The organism is Phytomonospora endophytica, assembly GCF_014202425.1.
Lineage (GTDB): Bacteria > Actinomycetota > Actinomycetes > Mycobacteriales > Micromonosporaceae > Phytomonospora > Phytomonospora endophytica.
In genome coordinates this window covers 82,795-107,129 of the sequence record NZ_JACHGT010000001.1, presented here as the reverse complement: position 1 = coordinate 107,129, position 24,335 = coordinate 82,795, and the positions used below count along the sequence as shown (strand labels likewise).

Genomic DNA, 24,335 nt, shown 5'->3' with positions numbered 1-24,335 from the left:
CGTTCATCTGGCATCTCTTCCGGCGAGGCGGGGTTTGGCATGTGAGGATGTGGCTATGTCTCAAGGCGCAGGTGGAGATTTCTTCGCGGGCTTCGGCGGCGCGGAGGGCGGCGGCGGTTTCGACCAGCAGTTGCGCGGCTATGACAAGAAGCAGGTCGACGCGTACATGGCCAGAATGGACGCGCAGTTGACCAGCCTTGCGGCCGAAAAGGCCGAAGCGCAGGCGCAGGTCGAGGGGCTGGTGTCCCAGGTCCAGCAGATGCAGGCCCAGATCTACGAGATCAGGAGGCGTGCCGCGGTCGGCGAGGAGGTGTCCTACAAGCATCTCGGCGCCAAGGTCGAGCACATCCTGACCTTGGCCAGTGAGGAGGCCGAGGACATCAAGAAACGCGCCGAACAGGCGGTGGCCGGGCAGCGCGCCGAGGTCGACAAGATCCTCGCGCAGGCCAACGAGGAGGCCGAGGCGGCCCGTCGTGACTTCGAGACCACTCTGGCGGCCCGTCGCACCGCCGCCGAGAAGGCCGAAGCCGATCGCCGTGCCTCCGTCGAGGCCGAGCTGAACCGCCAGACGCAGCGCGCGAAGGGCATCGTCGCCCAGGCTCAGGAGCAGGCCGCGCAGATGGCGCAGCAGGCCCAGGAGCAGGCGACGCAGATCCGCGCCGCCGCCGACGAGCAGGCCCGCCAGCTCGTCGCGCACATCGAGCGCCTGCGCGGTGAGGCCCAGCAGCTCAAGCAGACCGCCGAGGTCGAGGCCGAGCAGGCCAAGCAGGCCGCGGCCGCCGAGGCCGAGCAGGTCACCCGCGCCGCCCGCGAGGCGGCCGAGAAGGGCCAGGCCGAGGCCGAGGCGACCGCGCAGCAGACCCGCGACGCCGCGCTGCAGGAGGCGAAGAAGGTCCGCGACGAGACCCTCGCCGAGACCAACCGCATCCGCACCGAGACCACGACGCAGATGCGCACCTTCCGCGCCGAGACCGAGCAGGCCGCGCAGAAGATCACCACCGACGCCGCGAGCGAGGCCGAGCGCATCCGCAAGGAGGCCGACGCCTACGCCGCCGACGCCGAGCAGCAGCGCCGGACCGCCAACGAGCAGGCCGGCACGCTCGTCGGCGAGGCCGAGAAGCGCGCCGCCGAGATGGTCGCCAAGGCCGAGGAGCACGCCGCCTCGGTCACCATCAAGGCCTCCGAGACCGCGCGAACCGCCACGACCGAGGCCGACGCCCACGTCACCAAGGTCCGCGGCGAGGCCGACCAGTACGCCGAGACCAACCGGGCCTCGGCCGACGAATACGTGAACTCCACGCGCGGCGGCGCCGACGAGTACGCCGGGAAGGTCACCACCGAGGCCGACGCCAAGGCCAAGGCGCTGACCGCCGACGCCGAGAAACGGGCCGCCGAGCTCATCTCGCGCGCCGAGAAGCGTGTCGCCGATCTCCGCGCCCGCGCCGAAGAGGGCGCCAAGCAGGCCGCCGAAGCCGCCCGCCGCGACGCCGAGGCGATCCTCGACACCGCGCGCGCTCAGGCCGACAGCCTGCTCGACGACGCCCTTGAGGCGAGCGCCGAGCCCGTCGCGGCCAAGCAGCCCGCCCCGGCCGAGGTCGCGGGAGGCAAGGACGCCAAGGCGCCGAAGCCCACGCCTCCGCCCGGCAAGGCCGCCGCGAAGGCCGAGCCGGAGGCCAAGGCCGAAGCCGAGGCCGCCGAGGGCGAGGAGTCCGGGGCCGACAAGGCCCAGGAGAAGAAGGGCGAGCCGGCCGCGGCGGGCAAGAAGTAGCGCCGCACGACCACCCGAAGGCGCCGCCGGGCAACCGGCGGCGCCTTCGCCGTGCCCGGCCGCTCCGCCAAGCGGAGTCGCCCGGCGCCGCGCGGCCGGGACCACCGGAAGGCCGCACGGTATACCGCGAGTGACCGCTCGGTCCGCGTACGCACAACACTGTCCGCCACGCCCGGTGCCGAACACGCCCGCAACGCCGCTGACCTTCAATAATCGCTACAGTGGCCGCATGTCCACTGAGGCCGGAGCCAGCCCGCCGGACCCCGGCACCCCGCGTGCCGGCGCCACCGACGCCGACGCCGCGACCGCTCCCGAAGCGGAGGAGACGCGCGCCGAGGAGACCCCCGAGAGCCCGTACGGCACCCCGGGGCGCCGTTTCGCGCGCACGCCCTTCCACTTCGGGCTGTTCGCCGGCATCGGCCTGATCGTGGCCTACATGCTCTACATCGGTCTCCAGCAGGCGTGGGGCGTCCTGCTCGCGATCATCATCGCCGGTTTCCTCGCCATCGGCATCAACCCGATGGTCGTGCGCGTGGAGCGCCTGGTGAAGCGGCGCGGCATCGCCGTGGCCATCGTCGCCCTGGTGATGTTCATCGTCCTGTGCGGCGGTTTCGCGACCCTCCTGCCTCCGCTCATCACGGAGGTCAACAGTTTCGTCGACGCGCTGCCCAACTACATCGAGAACCTCAAGGGCAACCGCTTCATCAACGACCTCAACGAGCAGTACTCGATCATCGAGAACCTCAAGAGCGCCGCCAGCGCCGAGAACATCACCAGCGCCGCCGGCGGACTCGTCTCGGTACTCGGCGTGGTCGGCGGGACCGTCTTCAACGGACTGATGGTCGTCATCCTGACCTTCTACTTCCTCGCCTCCTTCAACCGTCTCAAGGAAGGCGCCTACCGGCTCCTCCCCGCCGAGCGGCGGCCCCGGGCCAGGGCCCTCGGCGACGAGATGCTCACCAAGGTCGGCAACTACACGATCGGCGCCCTCGGCATCGCCGCGATCGCCGGGGTCACCTCGTTCATCTTCATGTTCATCGTGGACATCAAGTACGCCTACGCGCTCGCCCTCATCGTGGCGATTTTCGATCTCATCCCACAGGTCGGCGCGACGATTGGGGCGGTTATCGTGAGCCTTGTAGGCTTTTCGGTCTCCATACCGGTCGGCATCGCGTGCATCATCTTCTTCGTTCTGTACCAGCAGCTGGAGAACTGGATCATCTACCCGCGCATGATGAGCAGGTCGGTGAAAGTCAGCGACCTGGGCGCGATCCTGGGGCTGCTGATCGGTACCGCACTGTTCGGTATCGTCGGTGCCCTCATGGCGGTGCCCGCCGTCGCCGCGATACAGCTGCTGGTGCGTGAGGTGCACATCCCGCGCCAGGACCTCGCTTAGGAGCCCAACGTGCCCGCAACGACCCGTCACCCCGGGAAGGGGGTGAAACGCGCATGACCGACCTCTCCGCCGCCGGCGCCGTCCGCCTCCGCCGGTTACTGCATCGCGACGACGTGGCCGCGGTGTTCAGCGGTTCCCTGCCCGAAGAACCGGGACCGCTCGTCGTCACGCTCGGCAACGAACGCGCCGTCGGCGCACGCCGCAGCACGTTCCTCGACTGGGCCGGCCGCGTCACCAAGCTGTCGGCGCATCCGCACATCGCCTCGGTGCACGCCGTCGGCCTCACCGGCGAAGCACGGCCGTACCTCGCCGTCCAGACCACCCGGACCTCCCTCAGCGACCGGCTGCGCCAGTCCGGCCCGCTGACGCCGGGCTTCTGCCGCGACCTCGGCGTCGCGCTCGCCGACGCCCTGGCCACGGTCCACTCCATCGACCTCATCCACGGCGCCGTCCATCCCGCGACGACGCTGCTCGGCGGTGGCGACCAGCTCCTGCTGGCCGGTTTCGACGCCACCGCTCCCCTGCTGGCCAGGCCCCTGCGCAAGTCGGCGTACACGGCTCCCGAGCACATGGACGCCGCCTCCGCCGGTGAACTCGGGGTCAGCCCCGCCGCCGACGTCTACGACCTCGGGACGCTCCTCTACGGGGCCCTGGGCGGCCGCCTGCCGTGGCTGGCGACCGAGGGCGGAAGTCTCGGCGACCCGCTGCTGCGGGCCGCTCCCGTGCCCGACATCCCCGGCGTGAGCACGGTCCTGACCGACATCCTCGCGGTGTGCCTGACCGCCGACCCGCGCATCCGGCCGACGGCGGCGCGGCTGCGCGACGCCCTGTCGACGATGGACATCTCGGCGGCCCCGGCACCGGGCCGCCGGCCCAAGACGGTCGCGGCCGAACTGGCGCCGACGGGCGGTCCGCGTCCGGCGGTGGCGCCCACGGTCACCGACCTGGCCATCCCCGCGCGTCCGGCGAACGAGCCGCACCGGCAGGGCCGGCTGGGGCGCACGACGAAGACGATCGCGGTCGCCGCCCTGGCGGTGGCCTTCCTGGGCGGTGCGAGCCTGGCGACCTACGCCGCGACGCGCACCAACGACGACACGGCCACGTCCTGCCCGACCGAGGACGAGCTCGCCTCGGCCGCGGTCGCCTGGTACGGCGACGGTTCGACGGTGACCGAGACCCTGTGCGCCGACGGTTTCGTGGCGCTGACCGTGCGCGGGCCGAGCCCGCTGCGCGGCGGGTCCGGCGCCGGTGACGACATCACGAAGGTCGTGGCCCACCGGGTGCACGGACGTCTGCAACAGGTCGACGACGTGTGCGCCGACGGCGTGCCGCAGAAGATCCGCGACTACGTGGCCGACTGCGTGAGCTGAAGGGCGGCTCCGGCTCGGGCCGGGGCCGCTCCGCTACACCGCCCGCGTCAGCCGCCGCACGGCCTCCGCGAACTCGCGCGGCCGCTCCAGCGGCGGCAGGTGTCCCGCACCCGGGATGACGACCGCGGGCGCGCCTCCGAGCGCGCGGACCACGCCGTCGGCGTCCTCGGCGGACATCAGCGTGTCCTCGGCACCGCGTACCGCCAGTCCCCGCAGGCCCGCGAGGACCGTCTCGGAGCCGGGCCGTGCCGCCATCGCTCGCTGCGCCCACGCCACGGCCTCCGATGAGGCCTCGGCGAGGATCGCGGCGGTCTCCTTCACCACGTCGGGCTTCTCCGCGCGCGTGGTCTCACCCAGCAGCTTCGGCAGCATCGACGCGGTGAAGCCTCGCGCGTCGCCCTCGGCGAGGACCTGTTCGGCGATCTCCAGGCGCTTGGCGGCGGCGTCGAGCGTGTCCGCGGTGACCTTCGTGTCGGCGAGCACCAGCCCGCGCAGCCGCGAGGCGTGGCGGCGGGCGAAGGCCATGGCGACGTACCCGCCCATGGACACGCCGACGAGGACCGCGCCGGGTTCGCCGAGTTCGTCGAGGACGCCGGCGAGGTCGTCGGCGCACACGTCGAGGCTCGCCGCGGTGGGCAGGACGATGTCGGCGGAGTCGCCGAAGCCGCGCTGATCGACGGTGATGACGAGGTGGCCGGTGGCGAGGTCGTCGGCGACTTCCCGCCACATCCCGGCGTGGAGTGGGAAGGCGTGCAGGAGGACCACCGGGGTTCCTTCCCCGTGAGCCCGGTAGACCACCGCGGAGGTCATGGCCTTGGCACGTCGGCGAAGGCGGCGACCGTGCGGTCGGCGTAGGCGCTGGCGTCGCCGTAGGTCATCTCGCCGTCCCACTCGCCCGGGAGGGGCAGGGCGACGGCCGGGTTGACGCGGCGGACGATCTCGTCGAGGACGAGTTCGGCGTGCCCGACCCACAGGTGTTTGGCGCCGGGGACGCCGACCACCTCGGCCTGCGGGATCGCCGCGAAGCGCTTCTCGGCCTCGGGCGGCTGGAGGTAGTCGTCGTGCTCGGGGACCAGGGCCGTCAGCGGCCGTCCGGACTCGGCCCACACCGCGAGGTCGGCGGGCTCGGCCGTGCGCAGCGGCGGCGACAGCAGGATCGCGCCCTCGACGGACGGATCGCAGCCGTACTTGAGGGTCAGCTCGGTCCCGAAGGACCAGCCGAGCAGCCAGATGTTCGGCAGCTCGTGGAACTCGGCGTACTCCAGCGCGGCGGCGACGTCGAAGCGCTCGCCCTCGCCGTTGTCGAAGGCGCCGTCGCTGGTGCCCTGGACGCTCGACGTGCCGCGCGTGTTGAAGCGCAGGACCGCGAGGTCGGCCAGCGCCGGGAGGCGCCAGGCGGCCTTGCGGAAGATGTGGCTGTCCATCATGCCGCCGTGGGTGGGCAGCGGGTGGAGGCAGACGAGCGTGGCGACCGGTTCGCGGTCGGCGGGGCGGGCGAGTTCGGCGACGAGGCCGAGGCCGTCGGCGGTCTCCAGCCGCAGGGCCTCACGCCGGGCGGGGAGGATCGAGTTCGCGCGGATCAAGGTCACGCTTCGAGTCTGCCACTGTGTGCGGGCGCGTGATGGCGGAGCGGCCTCTCAGCGGTGACGGGAGAGCCTCGGCGAGCGCCGGCCGCGTGCCCGCCAGCAGCCGGTGTGCCAGTGCCTGCGGGCGTCGACGGGCCCGTCGACCTGCCAGGCGACCACGTGTGGGAGTCCGACGCCGATCTCCTGGTCGCAGCCGGGGCAGCGGTAGACCTTGGTGGCGGCGGTGCCGGGGATGTGGCGTACGTACCACTGCTCGCCGTCGGGGCCGTCCTCGATGGCCTCGACCTTGCGGCGGCCGCTCTCGGGGTCGGCGGTGCCGGGTGCGGAGGTGCGCCGGTTACGGCGGGGGCTCATGCGGTTCCTCCCGGACGACCCGGCGCTGAGTGCCGGGGAGGGGCCGCGGCGTCGACGTTCTCACAATCTAGCCGTCCGGGGTGTGCGGCGTGACCGAGCGGGTGAAGCGGGGGCACGGGTTCCGCTTCCGGGCGGCCGGGCGCGTGCAGGCGGTCACGGCCTGTGTGGACGGGGTAAGACCTCAACGGAGCACTCCGGGCGGGCGGTCGTCGACGAGGCAGGAAGGATCCTGAGGGGATCCACCTCCCTCCGGGAAGAGGGCGTGGCCAAGTCAAGAGATTATTGCCCCGGTGATCCACCCGCGTCGCCCGGCCTCAGCCGCCGGAGCGTCGAGAGTCGGTACCCGAGTTGCATACGCGTGCTGACCTGCGCTTCGTCCATGAGGTAGCGGATCCGGCGCTGCACGGTCCGGGCGGAGACGTCGAGCTGTTTGGCGACGGCGTTGTCGGTGAAGCCCTGGAGGAGCAGCGCGATGATGCGCCGGTCGAGGTCGGTGAGGTCCTCGGCGTAGGAGCCGTCCTCGGGCCGCAGGGCCATCGCGCGGTCCCAGGTCGACTCGAAGAGGGCGATGAGGGCGTCGAGGAGTCCGCTGGGGTGGACGACGATGGCGCCGGGTTCGCCGGCGCTGTTGAGGGGGACGAGGCCGAGTTCGCCGTCGGCGATGATCATGCGCAGTGGGAGTTCGGGCATGATCCGGATCTCCTCGCCGGCGTCCAGGGACTCTTCGGCGCGGGCGAGCATGCCGAGTTCGGCGAGGACGGGCTTCTCGACGACGACGCGGTAGCGGACGCCGCGCTGGATGGCCTCGCCTTCGGCGGTGTTCTGGGCGGCGGAGACGGCCATGGGGTTGGCGCGGACGAAGGCCCGCAGGTCACGGGCCGCGCCGCTCTGGATCTGCCCGAAGCGCTGGCGGACGCCGTCGACGCCCACGACGACCTCGACGAGGTCACGGACGGAGCGCCCGGCGGCCGAGGCTCGGAAGAGTTCGGTGAGTTCGGCGAGGGCCGTCTCGGCGCGGCCGAGTTCGTCGCGCCGGCGGACGAGGAGGGCGCGCAGGGCGATCTCCGGCGGGGCGGCGATGTAGCGGTCGTCGTCGCGGCTGGCGAGCCCGGCGGTGGTGAGGGCGTCGAGGACGTGCGCGGCCCGGTTCTCGTCGAGGCCGAACCCGGCGGCGACTTCGGGGACGTGCGCCGGTCCCGCCGAGACCAGGTGGCGGTAGATCCGCTCCTGTTCGGCGTCGATGCCCAGCGCGCGCAGCTCCACAGCAAAGGAGTATGCGGGAAGCGGCGACAAACGCACAGGGCGGCCGGGGAGTGCCCGGCCGCCCTGTGCCGTTATCGCCCGAATGTCAGGCGACACCATAGAGGTTGACGGTGATCTGCTCGGTCTTGGTGCCGTGCGAGTCGACCGTGTTGATCCACAGGGAGGCGATGCCTCCGGCGTTGGCGGTGTTGTCGACGAGGGCGAACCACTTCCCGTCGCGGTTGACGACGGGGACGTCGGTCCAGGTGTAGTCCTTGACCGGCTTGCCGCCCATGAAGTCGATGGCGTCGAAGGAGACCTTCGCCGTGAAGGACGTGATGGCGCCGGGGTCGTACCCGTCCTGGCCTTCGAGGCCGACCTCGACCGGGAACGCGGTGGCCGTGTTCGGGGCGAGGTTGAGGTTGTCGACGGGGGCGTCGTAGGACGGGACCGCGATCGGCAGGGCCTCGACGGTGTCGCCGTCGGGACGCGTCGAGGCGAACTCGAAGCTCGTCACGGTGCCCTTGGCGAGTTCCCAGCCGGCCTTGTTGAAGCGCATCTGGTTGACCTCGACGCGCAGGACGCAGTCGTCGGAGCCGATCTGCGCCTGACCTGAAGGCCACGCGTTGGTGCCGATCAGTTCGCCGTTCTTCCACAGCGCGAGGTTGCCGATGTCGCCGAAGCCCCCGGCGGCCCAGTGCCCGTCGGCGTCCTTGAGGGGCGCGAACGAGAAGCCGACGAGCGTGCCCTGGCGTTCGGCGACGCGGCCGGGCGTGCCGTCGTCGTAGCGGCCGAGGCTGTTGTGGGCGGGCATCCTGAACCAGTCGACGGCCGACTTCTGGCGCCTGTCGTAGGTCTGGGCCTCGCCGAACCAGGTCTCACCGCGGATGCGCAGGGTCGTGGCGATCTGCTGCCACCGCGGCCCGGGCGTGTAGTAGGCCGTGCGGGTGGAGGGGACCTTGACCGGGTTGCCGCTGCCGGCGTAGATCGGGTCGCCGCCGTTGTCCTGGAGGACGCGGGTCCACTCGTAGGCGAGGCCCGGGGTGCGCTGGGCGTGGAAGTTCTCGGTCACCGTGGCGAGGTCGCGGTCGCGGACCCGGTGGGACTGGTCGCGGGAGACACGGTCGCCGGTGAAGGAGAGGTTGTAGACGTAGGAGCTGTTCTCCTCGGCGACGGCCGGGTCGGTGGCCCGCAGGTAGACGCCGAAGTCGAACTCACCGTCGCGGACCCGGTCGGTGGGGGCGGCGTAGAAGCTCGGGTTGCGCGCGGCGAAGACCGAGTTGTCGACGAGCCACCGGTCGAAGGAACGGCCGACGTGCAGCGAGCCGGAGCGGATCTGGAGCGGCCGGTCGCCGGTGACGGTCACCGCCTTGGCCTTGCGGGCGTCGAGGGTGATGACGGTGTCCTCGGTCAGGCGCGCCTCGGGGTCGCCGACGTAGGTGTAGGAGTAGGTGCCGTCGGTGTTGGTGGTGCGGATGAAGCCGCTGACCACGTGGCTGTCGGCGCGCAGGCGCAGGGGGATGTCCTCGCCCTGGAAGTAGATCAGCGAGCGGGCCGGCTGGTGGGCGTCGGTCAGGTCGAGGTAGCCGCCGGTCGCCGGGGCGCCGTTGCGGTCGATGGCCTTGACGGTGACGTCGACGCTCTCCGGCTCCAGCCAGAAGCCGACGGCGGTGGTGACCCGCACGCCGTTCCTGCCGGTGGCGATGATGCGGCCGCCGATCTCGCCGTAGGAGGAGGCGTCGAGACCGTGCAGGTAGCCGTTGGCCGTCACGGGGACGGTGGCGGTGCCGTGCGCGGGGATGGTGATCTTGGTCTTTCCGAGGGTGATGGCCTTCGAGGACACCCGCTCACCGTCGGCTCCGGTGATGTCGTCGACCTTGAGGGACAAGGTGACCGGCGTGGCGGAGTCGTTGGTGTAGGTGACGTTCTTCGTGGCCCGCTCGTCGCGGCCGTGCGGCCAGGCGAAGTCGGCTAGACGCACCGAGGTGTCGCTGGTGACGACGGCGTCGAGCGCACCCGGCACCCACATCTCACCGGCGCCCTGGTCGTAGACCGTGTCGACGGTCTCCTTCTTGACGGAGGCGACCAGCGCGGCCTTGACCTGCTGGGCGGTCCAGTCGGGGTGGGCCTGGCGGATCAGCGCGACCGCGCCGACCACGTGAGGCGTGGCCATGGAGGTGCCGGACATGCGCGTGTAGGGGACCTCGCCGGGGCTGCCGAGGGCGGCGCCGGTGATGGCCACGCCGGGCGCGGTGAGGTCGGGCTTGAGCTCGTGGTTTCCCAGCACCGGGCCGCGGCTGGAGAAGTTCGCGGTGGCGCCTTCGCCGTCGACGGCGCCGACGGTGAGGACCCCGGTGGCGCACCCGGGCGAGGAGACGGTCTCGCGCATGCCGCTGTTGCCGGCGGCGACCACGAACAGGGTCTTCGACTGCGCGCTGAGCTCGTTGGCGGCCTGCGCCATCGGGTCGGTGCAGTCGGTCGGCAGGGTCGAGCCGAGGCTCATGTTGACCACGTCGGCGCCCTGCGCCACGGCCCATTCCATGCCCGCGACGATCCACGAGGTCTGACCGCCGCCGCTGCCGAGGACGCGGCCGATGAGCAGGTCGGCGCCCGGCGCCATGCCGACCTTGGAGGCGTCCGCGGCGCCGGTTCCGGCGATCGTGGACGCGACGTGCGTGCCGTGGCCGTCACGGTCGAGGGGGCTGCCGTCACCGGTGAAGTCCTCGGCGGCCAGGACCTGGCCGGCGAGGTCGGGGTGCTCGGCGTCGTAGCCGGTGTCGAGGATCGCGACCTTCGTGCCCTCGCCGTTGAAACCGAGGTCCCACACGTCCGGCGCGCCGGTCTGCTCCACGCCGGTCGTCGGGTCGAGGTCGGTGCCCTCGACCTTGGCGTCCAGCCAGATCTTGCCGGTGCCCAGGCCGCGGGCGTTGTCCCCGGAGAGCGTGCCGAAGGCGGCGGCGAGGCCGTCCTTGGCGACGGTCACCGCGGTCGCGCCGATCGAGTCGAGGTGCGTGCCGGCGCTGAAACCGGTCAGACCGCGGGTCTGCGGGAGCGAGCCGGTGACCAGGAGCGGCAGGTCGGTGCGGGAGGCGTCGTCGTAGCCCTGCCGGACCAGGCCGGTCACATTGAACAGCTCGGGGTCGAGACGCCCCTCGGCGAGGGCCTTCTCGGCGGTGACGGGAATGACGTAGAGGTCGTCGCCGACGCGGCGGGTGTAGTGGTCACCGGCCGACTCCAGCAGGGCCGAGGTGGTGCCGTCGGCGGCGAAGAAGACCTGGACGCGGTCTCCGGTGACGAGCGTGACGTAGGTGGGCTGCCCGGCGGGGGCCTGCGACGATCCGGCGATGTCGCCGAGCGGCTGGGCGTGGGCCGATTGCGGCACGACGGCGGCGGCCGTCAGCGCGAGAGCGCCGACGGCGAAGGCCATGCCGAATCTGCGCCCGGGGAAGGCGGGGGACATGTGAACTCCGGCGAGTCAGGGGTGGGTGATCACACCTTCGCAGAGGAAACGCCGGGTTTCCCACGCCGGAGAGAGACGACAAACCGCCATGACGAGAACACGACACGGGGTGCCGCTTCTCGCCACGGCGGTCCGCCGGACACCTTCTAGTCGGTCAGGACGCCCCTGGGGTAACCGCAACCGAGGCTCATCGCGGTGTCGATGTCCTCGGCCGTGGCGTACCCGGAGTCGATCATCTCGCGGGCGTCGGCGCGGTGCGGCGCCAGCAGCGTCGCGGCGATCGACGCGGCCCGGTCGGCGTCCAGCTCGGCCGGGACGACCGGCGAACCGTGCTCGTAGAAGCCGCGGCCGGTCTTGCGGCCGAGGTGCCCCTCGGCGGCCAGCGACCGCAGCGACTTCGCGGCGGCGTAGCGGTCGAGCTCGCCGTCGCGGGTGTGGATCGTGTCGAGGATCTGCACCGAGGTGTCGAGGCCGATGACGTCGAGAAGCATGATCGGGCCCATCGGGAAACCCGCCGCGACCATGGCCGCGTCGATCTCGGGACCGGTCGCCTCACCGTCGTCCAGCATGGAGACGGCCTGGTTGAGGTAGCCGAAGAGCAGCCTGTTGACGATGAAGCCGGGCTTGTCGCCGCACGCGACGGGCGTCTTGCCGAGATCGAGGGCGAGTTCGCGGACGATGTCGACGGTCTGCGTCGAGGTGACCGGCGTGTGCACGACCTCGATGAGCTTCATGATCGGCGCCGGGTTGAAGAAGTGCATGCCGACGACCTGGAGGGGCCGCGCGGTGGTCTCGGCGATCTGGGTGACCGGCAGCGAGCTGGTGTTGGTGGCCAGGATCGCGGCGGGGTCGCAGATCTCGTCGAGGCGGCGGAAGAGGTCGTGCTTGATGTCGATGCGCTCGGGCACGGCCTCGATGACCAGCTCGACGTCGGCGAGGGCGCCGAAGTCGGTGGTGAGGGTGATCCGTTCGCGCAGGGCGGCGGCGTCCTCGGCGGCGAGTTTCCCGCGTGAGACGGCCTTGTCGATCGACTTCGCCAGGTGCCCGGCACCGCGTTCGCGCGCCGCCTCGTCGACCTCGACGCCGGTGACCCGGTGGCCTCCGCGGGCGAAGACCTCGACGATCCCCGCGCCCATCGTGCCGAGTCCGACGACGCCGATCCGTCGTCCCGCTTTGTCGTGCACCGCGACCTCCTCGTTGTCCAGTCCACCCGGAGTCTGCCAGGTCCGTCCCCGAGGGGACAGGACCGTCCCAACTCACCGGTAACTTAGGTCTTGAGACTCGCGCCGGACATCCCTAGGCTCGGTACATGAACAGCGATGGCAACCCCCAGGTCATCGACGAGGAACTCGTCTCCTTCTCCCCCGCCGACGGGACGGTCGTGGACCGTTTCCCGATCGCCGGCGCCGAGGCCGTCGACGCCGCCGTGCGCACCGCGCGCGACGCGCAGAAGTGGTGGTGGGAGCTGGGACACGCGGGCCGCAGGCAGCGGCTGCTGCGCCTGCGCGGCGAGGTTTCCCGCCGGATGCCGGAGCTGCTGGCGCTGATGCACGCCGAGACGGGCAAGACCCTCAGCGACGCCCGTACGGAGGTCGCGACGGCGCTGGAGCACCTGAACTGGGCGCCGAAGCACGCGCGCCGGGTCCTCGGGCCCCGGCGGGTGCGCACGAGCCTGGTCCTCGTCGACCACGCCGCTCACCTGGAGTACCGGCCCTACGGGGTCGTCGGGGTCATCGGTCCGTGGAACTACCCGGTGCTGACGCCGCTCGGGTCGATCGTCTACGCGCTCGCGGCGGGAAACGCCGTGGTCTTCAAGCCGAGCGAGTACACGCCGGCGGTCGGGCAGTGGCTCGCGGACGCCTTCGCTCAGATCGTGGAGCGGCCGGTGCTTCAGGTCGTGCAGGGCGGCGGTGAGACGGGTGCCGCGCTGTGCCGGTCGGGCGTCGACAAGCTCGCGTTCACCGGTTCGACCGCGACGGCCAAGAAGGTCTATGCGACGTGCGCGGAGAAGATGACGCCCGTCGTGCTGGAGTGCGGCGGGAAGGACGCGCTGATCGTCGACCACGACGCCGACGTCGACGCGGCCGCCGACAGCGCCCTGTGGGGCGGGCTGTTCAACGCCGGGCAGACCTGCATCGGCATCGAGCGGGTCTACGTGGTCGAGTCGGTCGCCGACCGTTTCCTGGAGCGCCTTGTCACCCGGGCGGGTGAACTGCGGGTCGGCGAGGCGCCCGACGACCAGGTCGGGCCGATCACGATGCCCCGCCAGATCGACGTCATCGCCGGGCACATCGCCGACGCCGCCGAACGCGGCGGGACCTTCGCCCTCGGCGGACCGGAGTCGGTGCGGCCGCCCTATGTGCACCCGACGATCATCGTCGACGTGCCCGAGGACGCCCGCGCGATGCGTGAGGAGACTTTTGGGCCGGTGCTCATCGTCAACCGCGTCCCCGACGCCGACGAGGCCCTGACCAGGGCCAACGCCCTGCCCTACGGTCTGGGTGGTGCGGTCTTCGCGCGTTCGGCGGGCATGCGGCTGGCGCGCGGGATGAAGTCGGGGATGACCACGGTCAACTCGACGCTCGCGTTCGCCGGCATGCCGCGCCTGCCCTTCGGTGGCGTCGGCGAGTCGGGCTTCGGGCGCATCCACGGCGAGGACGGCCTGCGCGAGTTCGCCTACGCGAAGTCGATCGCGCGAAGGCGCCTGCCGGAGCTGTTCCCGCTGCTGTCCTTCAAGCGCGCCGAGAAGCACAACAGACTCATCGACCGTTTGATGAGGATCCGCCACCGATAGGAGCTTCCCTCGTCCGTCATCCCGTAGCGACAATCGTTGACATGGCCACCACCCCGGTGGCCGGCGGGGAGGCGTACGACATGCGCTCCAACCTGTCCCGCTCGCTCGCGGTCGCATCCGCGGCGTTCATCGTGCCGGCCGGTTTCGTCGATTTCACGCCCGGCTGGGCACCTTACGACTACCCGCTCTTCGGCCTGGTCGGAAAAGGCCGCGAGGAGCAGTTCCTGCTGTCGCTGGCGATCCCTCTGCTGATCGCCGCGATCGCCGCCGTCATCTCGGTGGGGGTCCACTCGCGACGGCCCGCCCGCTTCGGCGCCTATGTCGCCGCCGGAGTCGTGGTCCACTGGTTCGTCCTGTCGCCCGTCCAGCACGGGCAACTCGCCCTCGACTTCAGCGTCGGGGTATGGCTCGCCCTGGGGGGCTCGCTGCTGCTGGGACTGTCCTCGGTGTTGCCCGACAGCGAGGAGAACATGGGTCCGCAGGCGCGTCTGAGCGCCAAGGACCGGGCCTCGATCGCCGACCGGAGCGCCGCCCGCGACCGGGCCGCGCGGAGTTCGGCGGCGTGGATGCTGGAGCAGATGTCCGGTCCGAGTCGACGCTGACTCAGATCGGAAAGCCCTACCTGTCGCGTCCGGCCCCAACTTGTCGTACCCGCTTCCTATAGTCGTCATATGGGGGAAAACAGGGGCACAACAAGCGCTGAGACCGAAAACAGGCCAGAGCAGACGAATGGTGTTCGCAAACCGACACGGCGGAAGGCCTCCCGGCCCGCCGCTCCACCGGTGGCCGTCGAAGACGAGAACTTCGGCGGCCGCCTTCGGCGTCTGCGCACCGAGGCCGGACTGTCCATCGCGGAGTTCGCCGAGCGCACGAAGTACTCCAAGGGGTACATCAGCAAGATCGAGACGGGAGCGAAGCCGCCGAACCCGGAGCTCGCGCGCTGCTGCGACGAGGCTCTGGACGCGTCGGGCGCTCTGCTTGAGCTCGCACCCGAGGACGCGTCGGGTGGACCGGCCGAGGCGGTCGCCGCGGTGGCGGCGGGGATGGGGGCCGGGGGTTCCGAGCCCGTGCCCGACCCTCCGGTCACCGAGGCCGCCGCCGAACCGGCCGAGGCCTCGCCCGCCGAAGCCGCCGCCGTCGTCGCGGCCGACCTCGCCGGACCCGCGCGCGTCACCCTCGCCGAGGCCTTCACACATGAGCCCGCCGTCTTGATCCCCGCGCAGAACTCCGGCCCCACCTGGCCGCCCGAGCCGCCACCGGTCACGAGTCCCGCCCCGGCGCCCGAGGCCGAGCCCGAACCCGCCGGCCCCTTCTCCGCATGGGCCGCGAGCCCACCGGAAGCGCCCGCGCCGGAGAAGGACTCGCTTCTCGCGCTGACCGACCCGACGCACGAGGACGCCGACGCGGCTCCAGCCGCGGGTGCGTCCAGCGAGGCCCCGGCGACCAGTGCTCCCGGCACCCCGCCCGCGCTCGCGCGGCCGTCGTCGGAGTCCCCCACCGCCGAGTCGGCCGTGCTGCCGTCCTCACCCGGGACGGCCCTCGCCCTCCGGGAGGCCGACGCGCCCGTGGAGTCCGCGGTTCCCGTCGCCGTCGTCCCATCGCAACGCCGCCGCCTCATCCTCGCCGGCCTGGCGGTGCTGCTGGTCGCCGTGGCCGTCGCGGGCGCCTTCCTGCTGCTGCACCTCGCGGGCGAGGAGCGGCCACCCACCGACGGTCGCGTCCACCCGGCCGTCCCCGGCCAGGAGCAACCCGAGTGATCACGTCCGGCGGGGCGCACCGGCGTCCCGCCGTCTCATCGCGCCACGACCGACACAACCCTGGGGGGACCATGGTCAGGCACCACCGCACGATCCTCGCGGCCACCGCGACGCTCGCCCTGCTGACGATCGCGGCACCCGCGCACGCCGGCGCCGAGGCTCCGCCGACCGACCAGTGCAACGGTCAGATCAGGCAGACCTGGGACGTGAAGGCGGAGGACGGGACCGCCTACGGACACCTCCGCATCCGCGACGACGGCCGGGAGAAGGCGCTGTGCGCCGAGATCTCGGCGTACAACGACGTCGAGTCCGACTGGCTCTACGTCGCGATCGAGTCGTGCTCCGAGTCGACGCCCGGCGACACCTGCACCCGCACCGACTTCCGCAGCGGCAAGGGGACCCACGGCTGGGCCGAGACGACCCGCCTGCCGGTGTCGACGTGCGTTCGCGCCTGGGGAGCCATGGTCCTGACCGACGCGACGTTCACGTACGCCGAGTCGGAACCGGCCGCCTCCACCTGCGCGTAGACGCGCTCAGAAGAGCGTCAGCTCGTCCTTTTCGACGCCGCGCAGGGCGTCGTAGTCGACGGTCACACAGCGGATGCCACGGTCCTCGGCCAGGACACGGGCCTGCGGCTTGATGACCTGCGCGGCGAAGACGCCCTGCACCGGGGCCAGCAGGGGGTCCCGGTTCAGCAGTTCGAGGTAGCGCGTCAACTGCTCCACGCCGTCGATCTCACCCCGCCGCTTCACCTCGATGGCGACACTGCCCCCACCGCTGTCGCGACACATGAGGTCGACGGGACCGATGGCCGTCGGAAACTCCCGCCGCACCAGCGTGTAGCCGTCGCCGATGACGCCGGGCTGCTCCGCCAGCAACTCCTGCAGGTGCGCCTCGACCCCGTCCTTCCGCAGGCCCGGGTCGACACCCAGCTCATGACTGGAGTCGTGCGTGATCTCCTCGATCGTGATGATGAGCTGCTCACCGGCCTTGTTCGTGACCGTCCAGCGCCCCTCCGCCTCCTGAATCGTGCAAGGCGGCGTCATCCAGTTCAAGGGCTTGTACGAGCCCCCGTCGGCATGGACGAGGATGCTGCCGTCGGCCTTCAACATCAACAGCCGCGGCGCCAAGGGCAGATGAGCGGTAAGCCGCCCGACATAGTCGACAGAGCAGCGGGCAACGACAAGACGCATGTAGGGCAGGGTACAGAGCCGAGATGTCCGGTTTGACACCGGAACAGGAGTCGAACGCCGGCGCGCCCGCCCCCCGAAGGCCTTCGCTCACCGACACTCGGCGCCATCGCGGATGCGCGATCCATCGCCGAGAACGCTGGTGAGGACGCGATCCGGGACAGCGAGATCAGCCTGCAGCCCGACACCGGATGGCATGACGGGAAGGCGACTACAGCCTTGCGTGCCGTCGCCCGCCGAAGCAGCGTGGACGTAAAGCCGGAGGCCGGGGTCGCAACCACGCGACATCCCCTCGACCGGTATGGGATCGCCCGTACCGAGTCCCTCGATCCCCCGCCCTGCCGATCGCACTCACATCCACTGATGGAACGGTCACGAAGGAAGCGAACAGTCGTGAGCAGGACGGCCGATGAGCCCGATCCGCGACTGCGGTCGGTTCGAGCCACTTCCGGCGACGGAACCGCCCAGGCGGGCCCCACTCCCGAAGCAGAAGACGGTCCCACGGATGTGCACCATCAACAACACATCGCGGCGAGCGCGGGCGGGACCGTGTACGCGATGCAAGGCGGCGACCAGCACATCCATCACGCCCGTGCCCCGCAACGCCCCTTCCCTCGCGAGCTCCCCCCGGATGTCCACGGATTCACCGGCCGGGCGGCGGAGCTGACCGAGCTCGACGATCTCCTCGCCTCTTCCGAGGCAGCCGCACCGGTCCTGATCTCGGCGGTGTCGGGAACCGCGGGGGTGGGCAAGACCGCGGTCGCGATTCACTGGGCTCACCGTGTCGCGGAGCGGTTCACCGACGGACAGCTATACGTCGACCTGCGCGGCTACGACCCCGACCGGCCCCTCACCGCGAATGAAGCCCTGGCCGGATTCCTGCGTGCGCTCGGGGTCGCCAATGGCGACATCCCCTTCGAGACAGCCGAGCGGGCGACAATGTTCCGAAGCCTGCTCGCGGGCCGCCGAGTCCTGATCCTCCTCGACAACGCGCACTCGACCGAACAGGTACGACTCCTGCTACCAGGCTCTTCCTCCTGCATGGTGGTCGTGACGAGCCGCGACCGCTTGACGGCTCTCGTGTCGCGGCATGGCGCACGCCGCATCGAGGTGGACCTGCTCCCGGTCGCCGATGCCGTCACACTGCTGCACAAGCTCATCGGCGAACGCACCGACACCGAGCCGACCGCGGCCGTCCGGCTGGCTCAGCAGTGCGCCCGGCTTCCTCTCGCACTGCGTGTGGCAGCCGAACTCGCCGCGACACGCCCTGACGCGACGCTCGCCCACCTGGTCTCGGAGTTGGCGGACCACCAACGGCGACTGGATCTTCTCGACGCCGGGGACGACCCGCGCACGGCGGTTCGAGCGGTCTTCTCCTGGTCCTACCTGAGCCTGTCGGCAGATGCCCGGTACGTCTTCCGGTTGATCGGCGTGCACCCTGGGCCCGACATCGACGCGTACGCCTCCGCCGCCCTCACTCGAATCACGCTGGAACCCGTGCGCGACCACCTGCAAGTGCTTCTGCGGGCGCACCTCATCCGCCCGACGACCCCCGGGCGTTACGACATGCACGACCTGCTTCGCGCCTATGCCGTGGATCTGGCCATGAGGCAAGAGACCGAAGCCGAGCGTAGGGACGCGCTGACAGGTCTGTTCGATTACTACCTCGCGGTCGCGGCGGCTTGCGTCGACCTCTTGTATCCGTCCGAGCAGTCCCGCTGGCCTGAGATTCCGCGGATCACGGCGTCCGTTCCAGAGCTCTACGACCGGCACGCGGCCCTGGCCTGGCTCGATGCCCAGCGGGACAATCTCGTCGCCGCCTCCGGCTACGGCGTGACCAACTGGCCGGCTCACGTGACCGCTTGGTCGAGCACTCTCTTCCGTTATCTCTATGTCGGGGGCTACTACCTCGAAGCGATCGACATTCACACCAATGCGAGCAGAGCGGGGAACGGCGCCGGTGACAAAGCCGGTGAGGCTCGCGCTCTCAACAATCTCGGCCTGGTCCATGCCCGGCAGGGCCGGTACAGGCATGCCACGGAACACCATCGGCTGGCCTTGGCCCGCTACGAAGAACTCGGCGACACGGTGGGGCAGGCGAACGCACTCGGCAATCTCGCCGGGATTGACTTCCAGCTGGGTGACAGCGCCGAGGCCGCCGTGATCTGCGAGCGAGCGCTCGGCCTTTACCACCATGCCGGGGACAGGGCGGGTGAGGCCAACGCATGGAACAACCTCGGCATGATCCGTGCTCGGCAGGGGCGGTATTCCGAATCCGCGGAGCACAGCGCCAAGGCCATGCACATCTGGGCCGAAATCGGTGAACGGGGAGGCATGGCCCACGCCCTGCACAACCTCGGTTCGACACGTGCGCGCCAAGGTCGGTTCATCGAAGCCACCGACCACTACCGGCAGGCACTCACGCTGTTTCGCGAAACGGGCGACCGGAACGGCACCGCGCACGCACTCAGCGACCTCGGCCGTGCCCATGTCGAACAAGGCAGGTTCGCGGCCGCCCGCGAAGAACTGCGGCAGGCGCAGGCGCTCTTCGAGCTGCTCGGGGATGTGGTCGCCCTGGCTGGGATACAGAACTACTTCGGACTCCTGTGCCTTCGACAGGGTCGGTTCACCGAAGCCGAGTCCCACTTTTCTCGGGCCTTGGCCGTCTTCCGCGAGACCGGCGACCGCACCGGTGAATCCGAGGCGCTCAACGGAACCGGCGAGGCCCTCCGTGCCCTCCGCGAACCTGAGCGGGCCCGAAAGCAGCACGAAGCCGCTCTCGCCCTGGCCCGCGAGGTGGGCGACGTGTACGAGCAGGCGCGCGCCCATGACGGCCTCGCGCGTCTCGCGCACGATACCGATGACATCACCGGCGCGCGCCGCCACTGGGAACGGGCCGTGGAACTGTTCGACGATCTCGGCGTCCCGGACGCCGCCGCGGCCTCCGCACGTCTCGCCGCACTCGACGGGCAGGCGCCCGGGCCGTAACCGGGGGGTCTGGAGATCGATGGTCCGCGACCGCGAGAGCACCCGTGCGGCGAAGCCGCGCTTGTACATTTGAGGCCCCTCAGGTTGGAGGTCGGCATGGGGTTCGCCGAGTGGGTTCAGGTCGTCTCGGTGGCAGGGCTCATCTGCGCCTTACTGATCAGTCACTTACAGAACCGGAACACCGCCCGCCAGGCGCGTGAAGCCGCCGACCAGACCCGCGCCGCCCGCCAGGCGCTCGAAAGGACCGGCTACCAGGGGTTCATGCGAGCTCAAGCCGACTGGCGGAGTTTCACCTACGTCAGGGACCCCGAACTCCTTCGCTGGCATCTTCAGATACGGGGCTATCCGGTCGACACCGATGAAGCCAACAGGCGGACGCTCTACGTGCTCTTGAAACTCGACGTCCACGAGGAGAGCTTTCTCAGCCGCCGATCCGGACTTCTCGACGACGACATCTGGGTGCCGTGGCAACGGGTTCTCGACGCCGATCTTCGCGTTCCGGAGTTCATCAGCCTGTGGTCGTTCGCGCGGCCTTTCTACGCCCAGTCCTTTGTCGATCACGTCGACAAGATATTCGATCACCAGGCGGCGGTGGAGGCCGTGGACACGGCCGAGTCGCACTCGTTGCCGGCGAATGGTCAGTTCGCACCGTCGCTTGCGGAACCGCCGGCTCCCGAAGGCGTTCCGCCTCCTGAGTCCTCAGCCGCGTAGTGGCGTATCTCGGCGGCTTCATCGGATCTCCCGAGGCCTTCGAGGACATCGGCGAGGGTGCCGGAGGCACCGGCCACGCGGCCGGTGAAGCCGACCACCGCATACCGGGTGTTGAGCATCCGGCTGGGCGCCTCGCGGAGCGAGGCGTTGTCGAGGCTTCGGGTCATCGGCCACGGATGTCTCACGGGGTGCAGCCGTCGTCGGCCTCGGTGGCTCGGGGTGGCGGTGGCGGCCGACCGCCGACGTCGTAATGGTGGTGAATGACGTTGCCGTTCATCGCGCCGGAGGCGAACGCGCCCGGGGCCGAGGCGATGATGGTCTGCGTCGAGGGCCGCTGTTCCCCCGCTCGCTGGATGAGGCGGCGGACGTCGGCTGCCGCAGCCGGGCTCGCGGTCAGCAGGTCGAGGAACCGTGCCGTCCAGGCCCGGACGAGAAGCTGCGCCTGGGAGAGGGTCGGGCCCGCGCCGATGGCGGCGAAGCCGGTGTGGCCGGAATCCACTTCGGCGCGGATCTCGCCCGCCCGGTCCGGAAGGTGGGTTTCCCAGAGAGCGACGACCTCACCGCACAGCGCGGGCCATCGTTGCGGGGTGGCGTTGCGAACGACCTCCACCGCCGCTCTGTCCGGAAGTCCCGGTACCCGGTGGCCGTCCTGCTGCTCGATCCCGGGCGTGGTCACGGTTTCGTCGCCGGGCGCCCCGGTCGGGGCCCACGGCTTGTGACGGTTGCCCCGGCTTCTGAAGGCCCGCAACCCGGCCTCGTTCAGCGCGCGCTTCACCGATGCGCCGTCCGCTCCGTGAAGGTCGGCGACGACGGCGGCCAGATGGTCGGTCAACGCCGTGGCCTTTTCGAGCTGCTGCGGCATGGCCTCCTCGGCCCACCAGCCCTTGACCGTCCGCTCGCTGAACCCTTCGGTGGACGGATCGGCACGGCGTATGTCGCGAGCGACTCGTTCCGCGGAGTGTCCGGTGAGATCGGAGAAACGCCGAAGCAATCCGGCGAAGGTCGAGGCATTGGTGACCTCGCCCGCGAAAGCGAGGAACGCCTCCACATCTGAGGCCTGGTGCACGAATTCGATGGTACTGGACCCGTGTCGTCGTCGGTGACGATCGAATCCCGCACCCGATCCCCGGTCCCGCACCGAATCCGCATTGTGTCCCCGAGTCCCCCGGGATGTCGTGGCGACACGGCGGCGGAAAGCCGTCCGACCACAGGGGACGGCCCGGGCAGGCACCAACCGAGACCGGGCTGTCCCCATCGGATCCCGAAGGGGACGGCAATGAGAATAGTCGACGGGGTCGTCATTCTGATGTTGATCTCGGCTCTGATAGCGATCGTCGCACTCCGAAAGTTCCAGGGGTGATGACGATGACGATCGGACGGCCGAGTCTCACCGACTACGAACGAAACGGCATCGACCGGAAATTCGATCTCGGTGCCGGCTACGCGCGCCAAGGCCCGGATCGAGCACAGCAGCGGATCATCGACTCCCTTCCCATGCTCTACGCCCGGAGCATGCGGATGAGGCAGACCGACGTGGAGGCGACGTTCCAGCGGCTGTTCTACGGCCTGGCCGGGCAGTTCTCGGCAACACACCGGAAAGCGCTCATGTGCTACTCGGCGTCCCAGGCCATAGAGCTGGCCGCGATGTCGCTGGCCAAGACCGGGCGGACAGTGGGTCTGCTGCAACCGAGCTTCGATGTCCTTGCGGCATCCCTTCGGCGACAGGGGGTGCCACTGGTGCCCGTCGCGGAGGAGAACGCCACCGAACCGGAAGGGCTCGGTGCGTTGTTCCTGACGCTGCCGAACAACCCCACGGGCTTCACCCTCGGCCGATCGGAGTTCGAGAAACTCGTCCGCCGATGCGCGGAGAACGACGTCGTGCTCATCGTCGACTGGACGTTCCGGTTCTACGCCGGGCAGCCGTTCTGGGATCAGTACGAGGTTCTCGACGACTCCGGGGTCACGTACATGTGCATCGAGGACACCGGCAAGACCTGGTCGATGCGAGATCTCAAGTGCGGCATCCTCGCCTCCAGCCCCGACCTGTTCGACGAACTCGCCGAGCTGCACGGCGAGATGCTGCTCAACGTCAGCCCGTTCACCCTGTCGCTGCTCAGCGCCTACCTCGCCGACAGCAGCCTGCGCGGCCTGGACACAACGGTCACGCGGTTGATACGGGCCAATCGAGCGGCACTACGCGAGGCACTGGCCGACACGATCCTCGTGCCCGGCGACGCCGGCCGCACGGTCAGCGTCGAGTGGGTCCGCGTCGATTCCGATGAACTCACCGGAGGCGACATCGCCGACCTTCTCGGTCACGCCGACGTGACGATCCTGCCCGGGGACCAGTTCTACTGGCACGACACGCGTCTGGGTTCCCCCTACGTCCGCATCGCACTGGCCCGGGACCCGGTCGTCTTCGCCGAAGCGGCCCGCCGGATCGCCGACGCACTTCCACAGCGACCGGGACGGGAGGCCTCCTGATGCGCATCGTCTACGCGGAACGCCCCACCTACCTGCCCGAGAGGTGGCACGAACGGTTCGCGGCGCTCGGCGAGTTCGAAGTCTTCACCGACCGGCCCGAACCCACGACCCTGCTCCATCGACTCAGCGGTGCCGACCTGGCCATTGTGGAATCGACGCCGCTGCCGTCACAACTGCTGCACCGGGTCACCCGTCTCAGGTATCTGACACTCGCGACCACAGGGCACCACATCGTGGACCTGGCGGCGGCCGAGGCCGCGGGCATCACCGTCGCGCACTGCCCGACCTACTGCTGCCAGGCGGTAGCCGAGCACGTCTTCGGACTCCTGCTCGCCCTCGTCCGGCAACTGCCGGCCGCGGATGCCGCCGCCCGGCTCGGCGCGGGCGGGCTCGTCGGCGCGTTCCTCAGCCGCGAACTGCGCGGTATGACCCTGGGCCTACTCGGCGCAGGGCGCATCGCCACGGCCGTCGCCGGGATCGCCATGGGTTTCGGCATGGACGTTATCGCCACGAACCGATCCGGGAAGGCGACCTCGGGCCTCAGGGTCGTACCTCTCGAACAGCTGCTCCGCCGGAGCGACGTCCTGTCGCTGCACGTACCGCTGACCACGGACACCCGGGGCATCCTCAGCGCGGAACGGCTTTCGCTCCTGCGCCCCTCGGCGCTACTGGTCAACACCTGCAGCGCCGATCTGATCGACCAACCCGCCCTGGCGCGCGCACTGGGCGACGGGACACTCAGCGGAGCCGCTCTCAACGCCGTAGCCGAGAAGGGCGCCGACGAACTCCGGAGGCTCGACAACGTCGTCCTCAGCCCCGGCACCGCCTGGTACACCGACATCGCCCGAGAAGCGAACCTGGTCGAGATCCACGAGAACCTGACCAGCTACCTCAGGGGCACCCCTGTCAACACGCTCACCCGGCCACTCCGCTCGGAGTAGGGCCTCGAACCGGCGTACCGGACGATCTCGTGCCGGTACGCCGGTCTTTCCCGCCCGCTGCGTACTTCCCTTGCCCCGTCGCCGGTAACGCGTGCCATCTCCCGAAAAGAAGGCTCGCGCCCCACTGCACGGTCGAAGGCCCGGATCTCGATCGAAACCCCGCCTGACCCGAGCCTGGCCCGCGACTGCACGGACCGGCTCATCAGCGAGTGCTTCCGGCTGTCGCAGAGGGGCGCGACCTTCGGGATGGCCCTACGGCGGGTCCCACCGGATCCCTTGGGAACCAATGGTTTC

The 24,335-nt window shown here is 70.4% G+C and carries 19 protein-coding genes; 11 read left to right on the top strand and 8 right to left on the bottom strand.

What is annotated here, in order from left to right; genetic code table 11:
* Positions 1–55: 55 nt before the first annotated feature.
* From HNR73_RS00485 to HNR73_RS00475, 3 genes are all read left to right on the top strand, one after another.
* Positions 56–1,768: a coiled-coil domain-containing protein gene (locus HNR73_RS00485; RefSeq protein ID WP_184785183.1), complete on the top strand. Its 1,713-nt coding sequence runs from the start codon at positions 56–58 to the stop codon at positions 1,766–1,768.
* Between the two features lie 229 nt (positions 1,769–1,997).
* Entirely contained in the window at positions 1,998–3,164 is a 1,167-nt protein-coding gene (locus tag HNR73_RS00480) for an AI-2E family transporter (RefSeq protein ID WP_184785182.1), read from the top strand.
* A gap of 53 nt (positions 3,165–3,217) precedes the next feature.
* Positions 3,218–4,534, top strand: coding sequence for a protein kinase domain-containing protein (locus HNR73_RS00475; protein ID WP_184785181.1), 1,317 nt, complete (start codon positions 3,218–3,220; stop codon positions 4,532–4,534).
* Between the two features lie 33 nt (positions 4,535–4,567).
* Here HNR73_RS00475 and HNR73_RS00470 read toward each other — a convergent pair whose 3' ends face one another.
* The 6 genes from HNR73_RS00470 to HNR73_RS00445 all read right to left on the bottom strand — a co-directional run bounded on the left by HNR73_RS00470 (position 4,568) and on the right by HNR73_RS00445 (position 12,360).
* Positions 4,568–5,299, bottom strand: coding sequence for an alpha/beta fold hydrolase (locus HNR73_RS00470; RefSeq protein ID WP_203686579.1), 732 nt, complete (start codon positions 5,297–5,299; stop codon positions 4,568–4,570).
* 41 nt (positions 5,300–5,340) lie between these two features.
* Positions 5,341–6,123, bottom strand: coding sequence for an alpha/beta hydrolase (locus HNR73_RS00465; protein ID WP_184785179.1), 783 nt, complete (start codon positions 6,121–6,123; stop codon positions 5,341–5,343).
* 48 nt (positions 6,124–6,171) lie between these two features.
* Entirely contained in the window at positions 6,172–6,474 is a 303-nt protein-coding gene (locus tag HNR73_RS00460) for an Rv1322 family protein (RefSeq protein WP_184785178.1), read from the bottom strand.
* A 279-nt stretch (positions 6,475–6,753) separates the two neighbouring features.
* The gene (locus HNR73_RS00455) at positions 6,754–7,737 is read right to left on the bottom strand and encodes a helix-turn-helix domain-containing protein (protein WP_184785177.1); all 984 of its coding nucleotides are present in this window, start codon (positions 7,735–7,737) and stop codon (positions 6,754–6,756) included.
* 85 nt (positions 7,738–7,822) lie between these two features.
* On the bottom strand, positions 7,823–11,176 hold the full coding sequence (locus tag HNR73_RS00450) for a S8 family serine peptidase (RefSeq protein WP_184785176.1): 3,354 nt from the start codon (positions 11,174–11,176) through the stop codon (positions 7,823–7,825).
* 146 nt (positions 11,177–11,322) lie between these two features.
* Entirely contained in the window at positions 11,323–12,360 is a 1,038-nt protein-coding gene (locus tag HNR73_RS00445) for a 3-hydroxyacyl-CoA dehydrogenase (RefSeq protein WP_203686577.1), read from the bottom strand.
* Between the two features lie 125 nt (positions 12,361–12,485).
* On the opposite strand from HNR73_RS00445, the gene HNR73_RS00440 reads away from it, so the two are divergent.
* The 4 genes from HNR73_RS00440 (at position 12,486) to HNR73_RS00425 (ending at position 16,254) form a co-directional block, all read left to right on the top strand.
* The gene (locus HNR73_RS00440; protein WP_184785175.1) at positions 12,486–13,970 is read left to right on the top strand and encodes an aldehyde dehydrogenase family protein; all 1,485 of its coding nucleotides are present in this window, start codon (positions 12,486–12,488) and stop codon (positions 13,968–13,970) included.
* Positions 13,971–14,011: 41 nt separating this feature from the next.
* Positions 14,012–14,572, top strand: a complete 561-nt coding sequence (locus HNR73_RS00435) for a hypothetical protein (RefSeq protein ID WP_184785174.1) — start codon at positions 14,012–14,014, stop codon at positions 14,570–14,572.
* Positions 14,573–14,752: 180 nt separating this feature from the next.
* Positions 14,753–15,727 (top strand): helix-turn-helix domain-containing protein, encoded by a 975-nt coding sequence (locus HNR73_RS38935; RefSeq protein WP_203686575.1) that lies wholly within the window; start codon positions 14,753–14,755, stop codon positions 15,725–15,727.
* A 71-nt stretch (positions 15,728–15,798) separates the two neighbouring features.
* Entirely contained in the window at positions 15,799–16,254 is a 456-nt protein-coding gene (locus tag HNR73_RS00425; protein WP_184785173.1) for a hypothetical protein, read from the top strand.
* Positions 16,255–16,260: 6 nt separating this feature from the next.
* On the opposite strand, the gene nucS is transcribed toward HNR73_RS00425, so the two are convergent.
* Complete coding sequence (nucS, locus tag HNR73_RS00420) at positions 16,261–16,920, bottom strand: endonuclease NucS (protein ID WP_184785172.1); 660 nt, start codon at positions 16,918–16,920, stop codon at positions 16,261–16,263.
* A gap of 390 nt (positions 16,921–17,310) precedes the next feature.
* On the opposite strand from nucS, the gene HNR73_RS00415 reads away from it, so the two are divergent.
* Positions 17,311–19,905, top strand: a complete 2,595-nt coding sequence (locus HNR73_RS00415) for an ATP-binding protein (RefSeq protein ID WP_184785171.1) — start codon at positions 17,311–17,313, stop codon at positions 19,903–19,905.
* 96 nt (positions 19,906–20,001) lie between these two features.
* A complete protein-coding gene (locus tag HNR73_RS00410) occupies positions 20,002–20,616 on the top strand; it encodes a hypothetical protein (protein ID WP_184785170.1) in 615 nt (204 codons plus the stop codon).
* 181 nt (positions 20,617–20,797) lie between these two features.
* Here HNR73_RS00410 and HNR73_RS00405 read toward each other — a convergent pair whose 3' ends face one another.
* Positions 20,798–21,682, bottom strand: a complete 885-nt coding sequence (locus HNR73_RS00405; protein WP_184785169.1) for a hypothetical protein — start codon at positions 21,680–21,682, stop codon at positions 20,798–20,800.
* 299 nt (positions 21,683–21,981) lie between these two features.
* On the opposite strand from HNR73_RS00405, the gene HNR73_RS00400 reads away from it, so the two are divergent.
* Entirely contained in the window at positions 21,982–23,100 is a 1,119-nt protein-coding gene (locus tag HNR73_RS00400; protein ID WP_184785168.1) for a pyridoxal phosphate-dependent aminotransferase, read from the top strand.
* Positions 23,100–24,041 (top strand): 2-hydroxyacid dehydrogenase, encoded by a 942-nt coding sequence (locus tag HNR73_RS00395; protein ID WP_184785167.1) that lies wholly within the window; start codon positions 23,100–23,102, stop codon positions 24,039–24,041. The genes HNR73_RS00400 and HNR73_RS00395 overlap by 1 nt, the downstream gene beginning before the upstream one ends.
* Positions 24,042–24,335: the final 294 nt, after the last annotated feature.

Coding starts and splice junctions, on each gene's coding strand:
- HNR73_RS00485 (WP_184785183.1), top strand. CDS start 56: ATGTCTCAAGGCGCAGGTGGAGATTTCTTCGCGGGCTTCGGCGGCGCG.
- HNR73_RS00460 (WP_184785178.1), bottom strand. CDS start 6,474: ATGAGCCCCCGCCGTAACCGGCGCACCTCCGCACCCGGCACCGCCGAC.
- HNR73_RS00480 (WP_184785182.1), top strand. CDS start 1,998: ATGTCCACTGAGGCCGGAGCCAGCCCGCCGGACCCCGGCACCCCGCGT.
- HNR73_RS00425 (WP_184785173.1), top strand. CDS start 15,799: ATGGTCAGGCACCACCGCACGATCCTCGCGGCCACCGCGACGCTCGCC.
- HNR73_RS00450 (WP_184785176.1), bottom strand. CDS start 11,176: ATGTCCCCCGCCTTCCCCGGGCGCAGATTCGGCATGGCCTTCGCCGTC.
- nucS (WP_184785172.1), bottom strand. CDS start 16,920: ATGCGTCTTGTCGTTGCCCGCTGCTCTGTCGACTATGTCGGGCGGCTT.
- HNR73_RS00400 (WP_184785168.1), top strand. CDS start 21,982: ATGACGATCGGACGGCCGAGTCTCACCGACTACGAACGAAACGGCATC.
- HNR73_RS00440 (WP_184785175.1), top strand. CDS start 12,486: ATGAACAGCGATGGCAACCCCCAGGTCATCGACGAGGAACTCGTCTCC.
- HNR73_RS00475 (WP_184785181.1), top strand. CDS start 3,218: ATGACCGACCTCTCCGCCGCCGGCGCCGTCCGCCTCCGCCGGTTACTG.
- HNR73_RS00435 (WP_184785174.1), top strand. CDS start 14,012: ATGGCCACCACCCCGGTGGCCGGCGGGGAGGCGTACGACATGCGCTCC.
- HNR73_RS00395 (WP_184785167.1), top strand. CDS start 23,100: ATGCGCATCGTCTACGCGGAACGCCCCACCTACCTGCCCGAGAGGTGG.
- HNR73_RS00410 (WP_184785170.1), top strand. CDS start 20,002: ATGGGGTTCGCCGAGTGGGTTCAGGTCGTCTCGGTGGCAGGGCTCATC.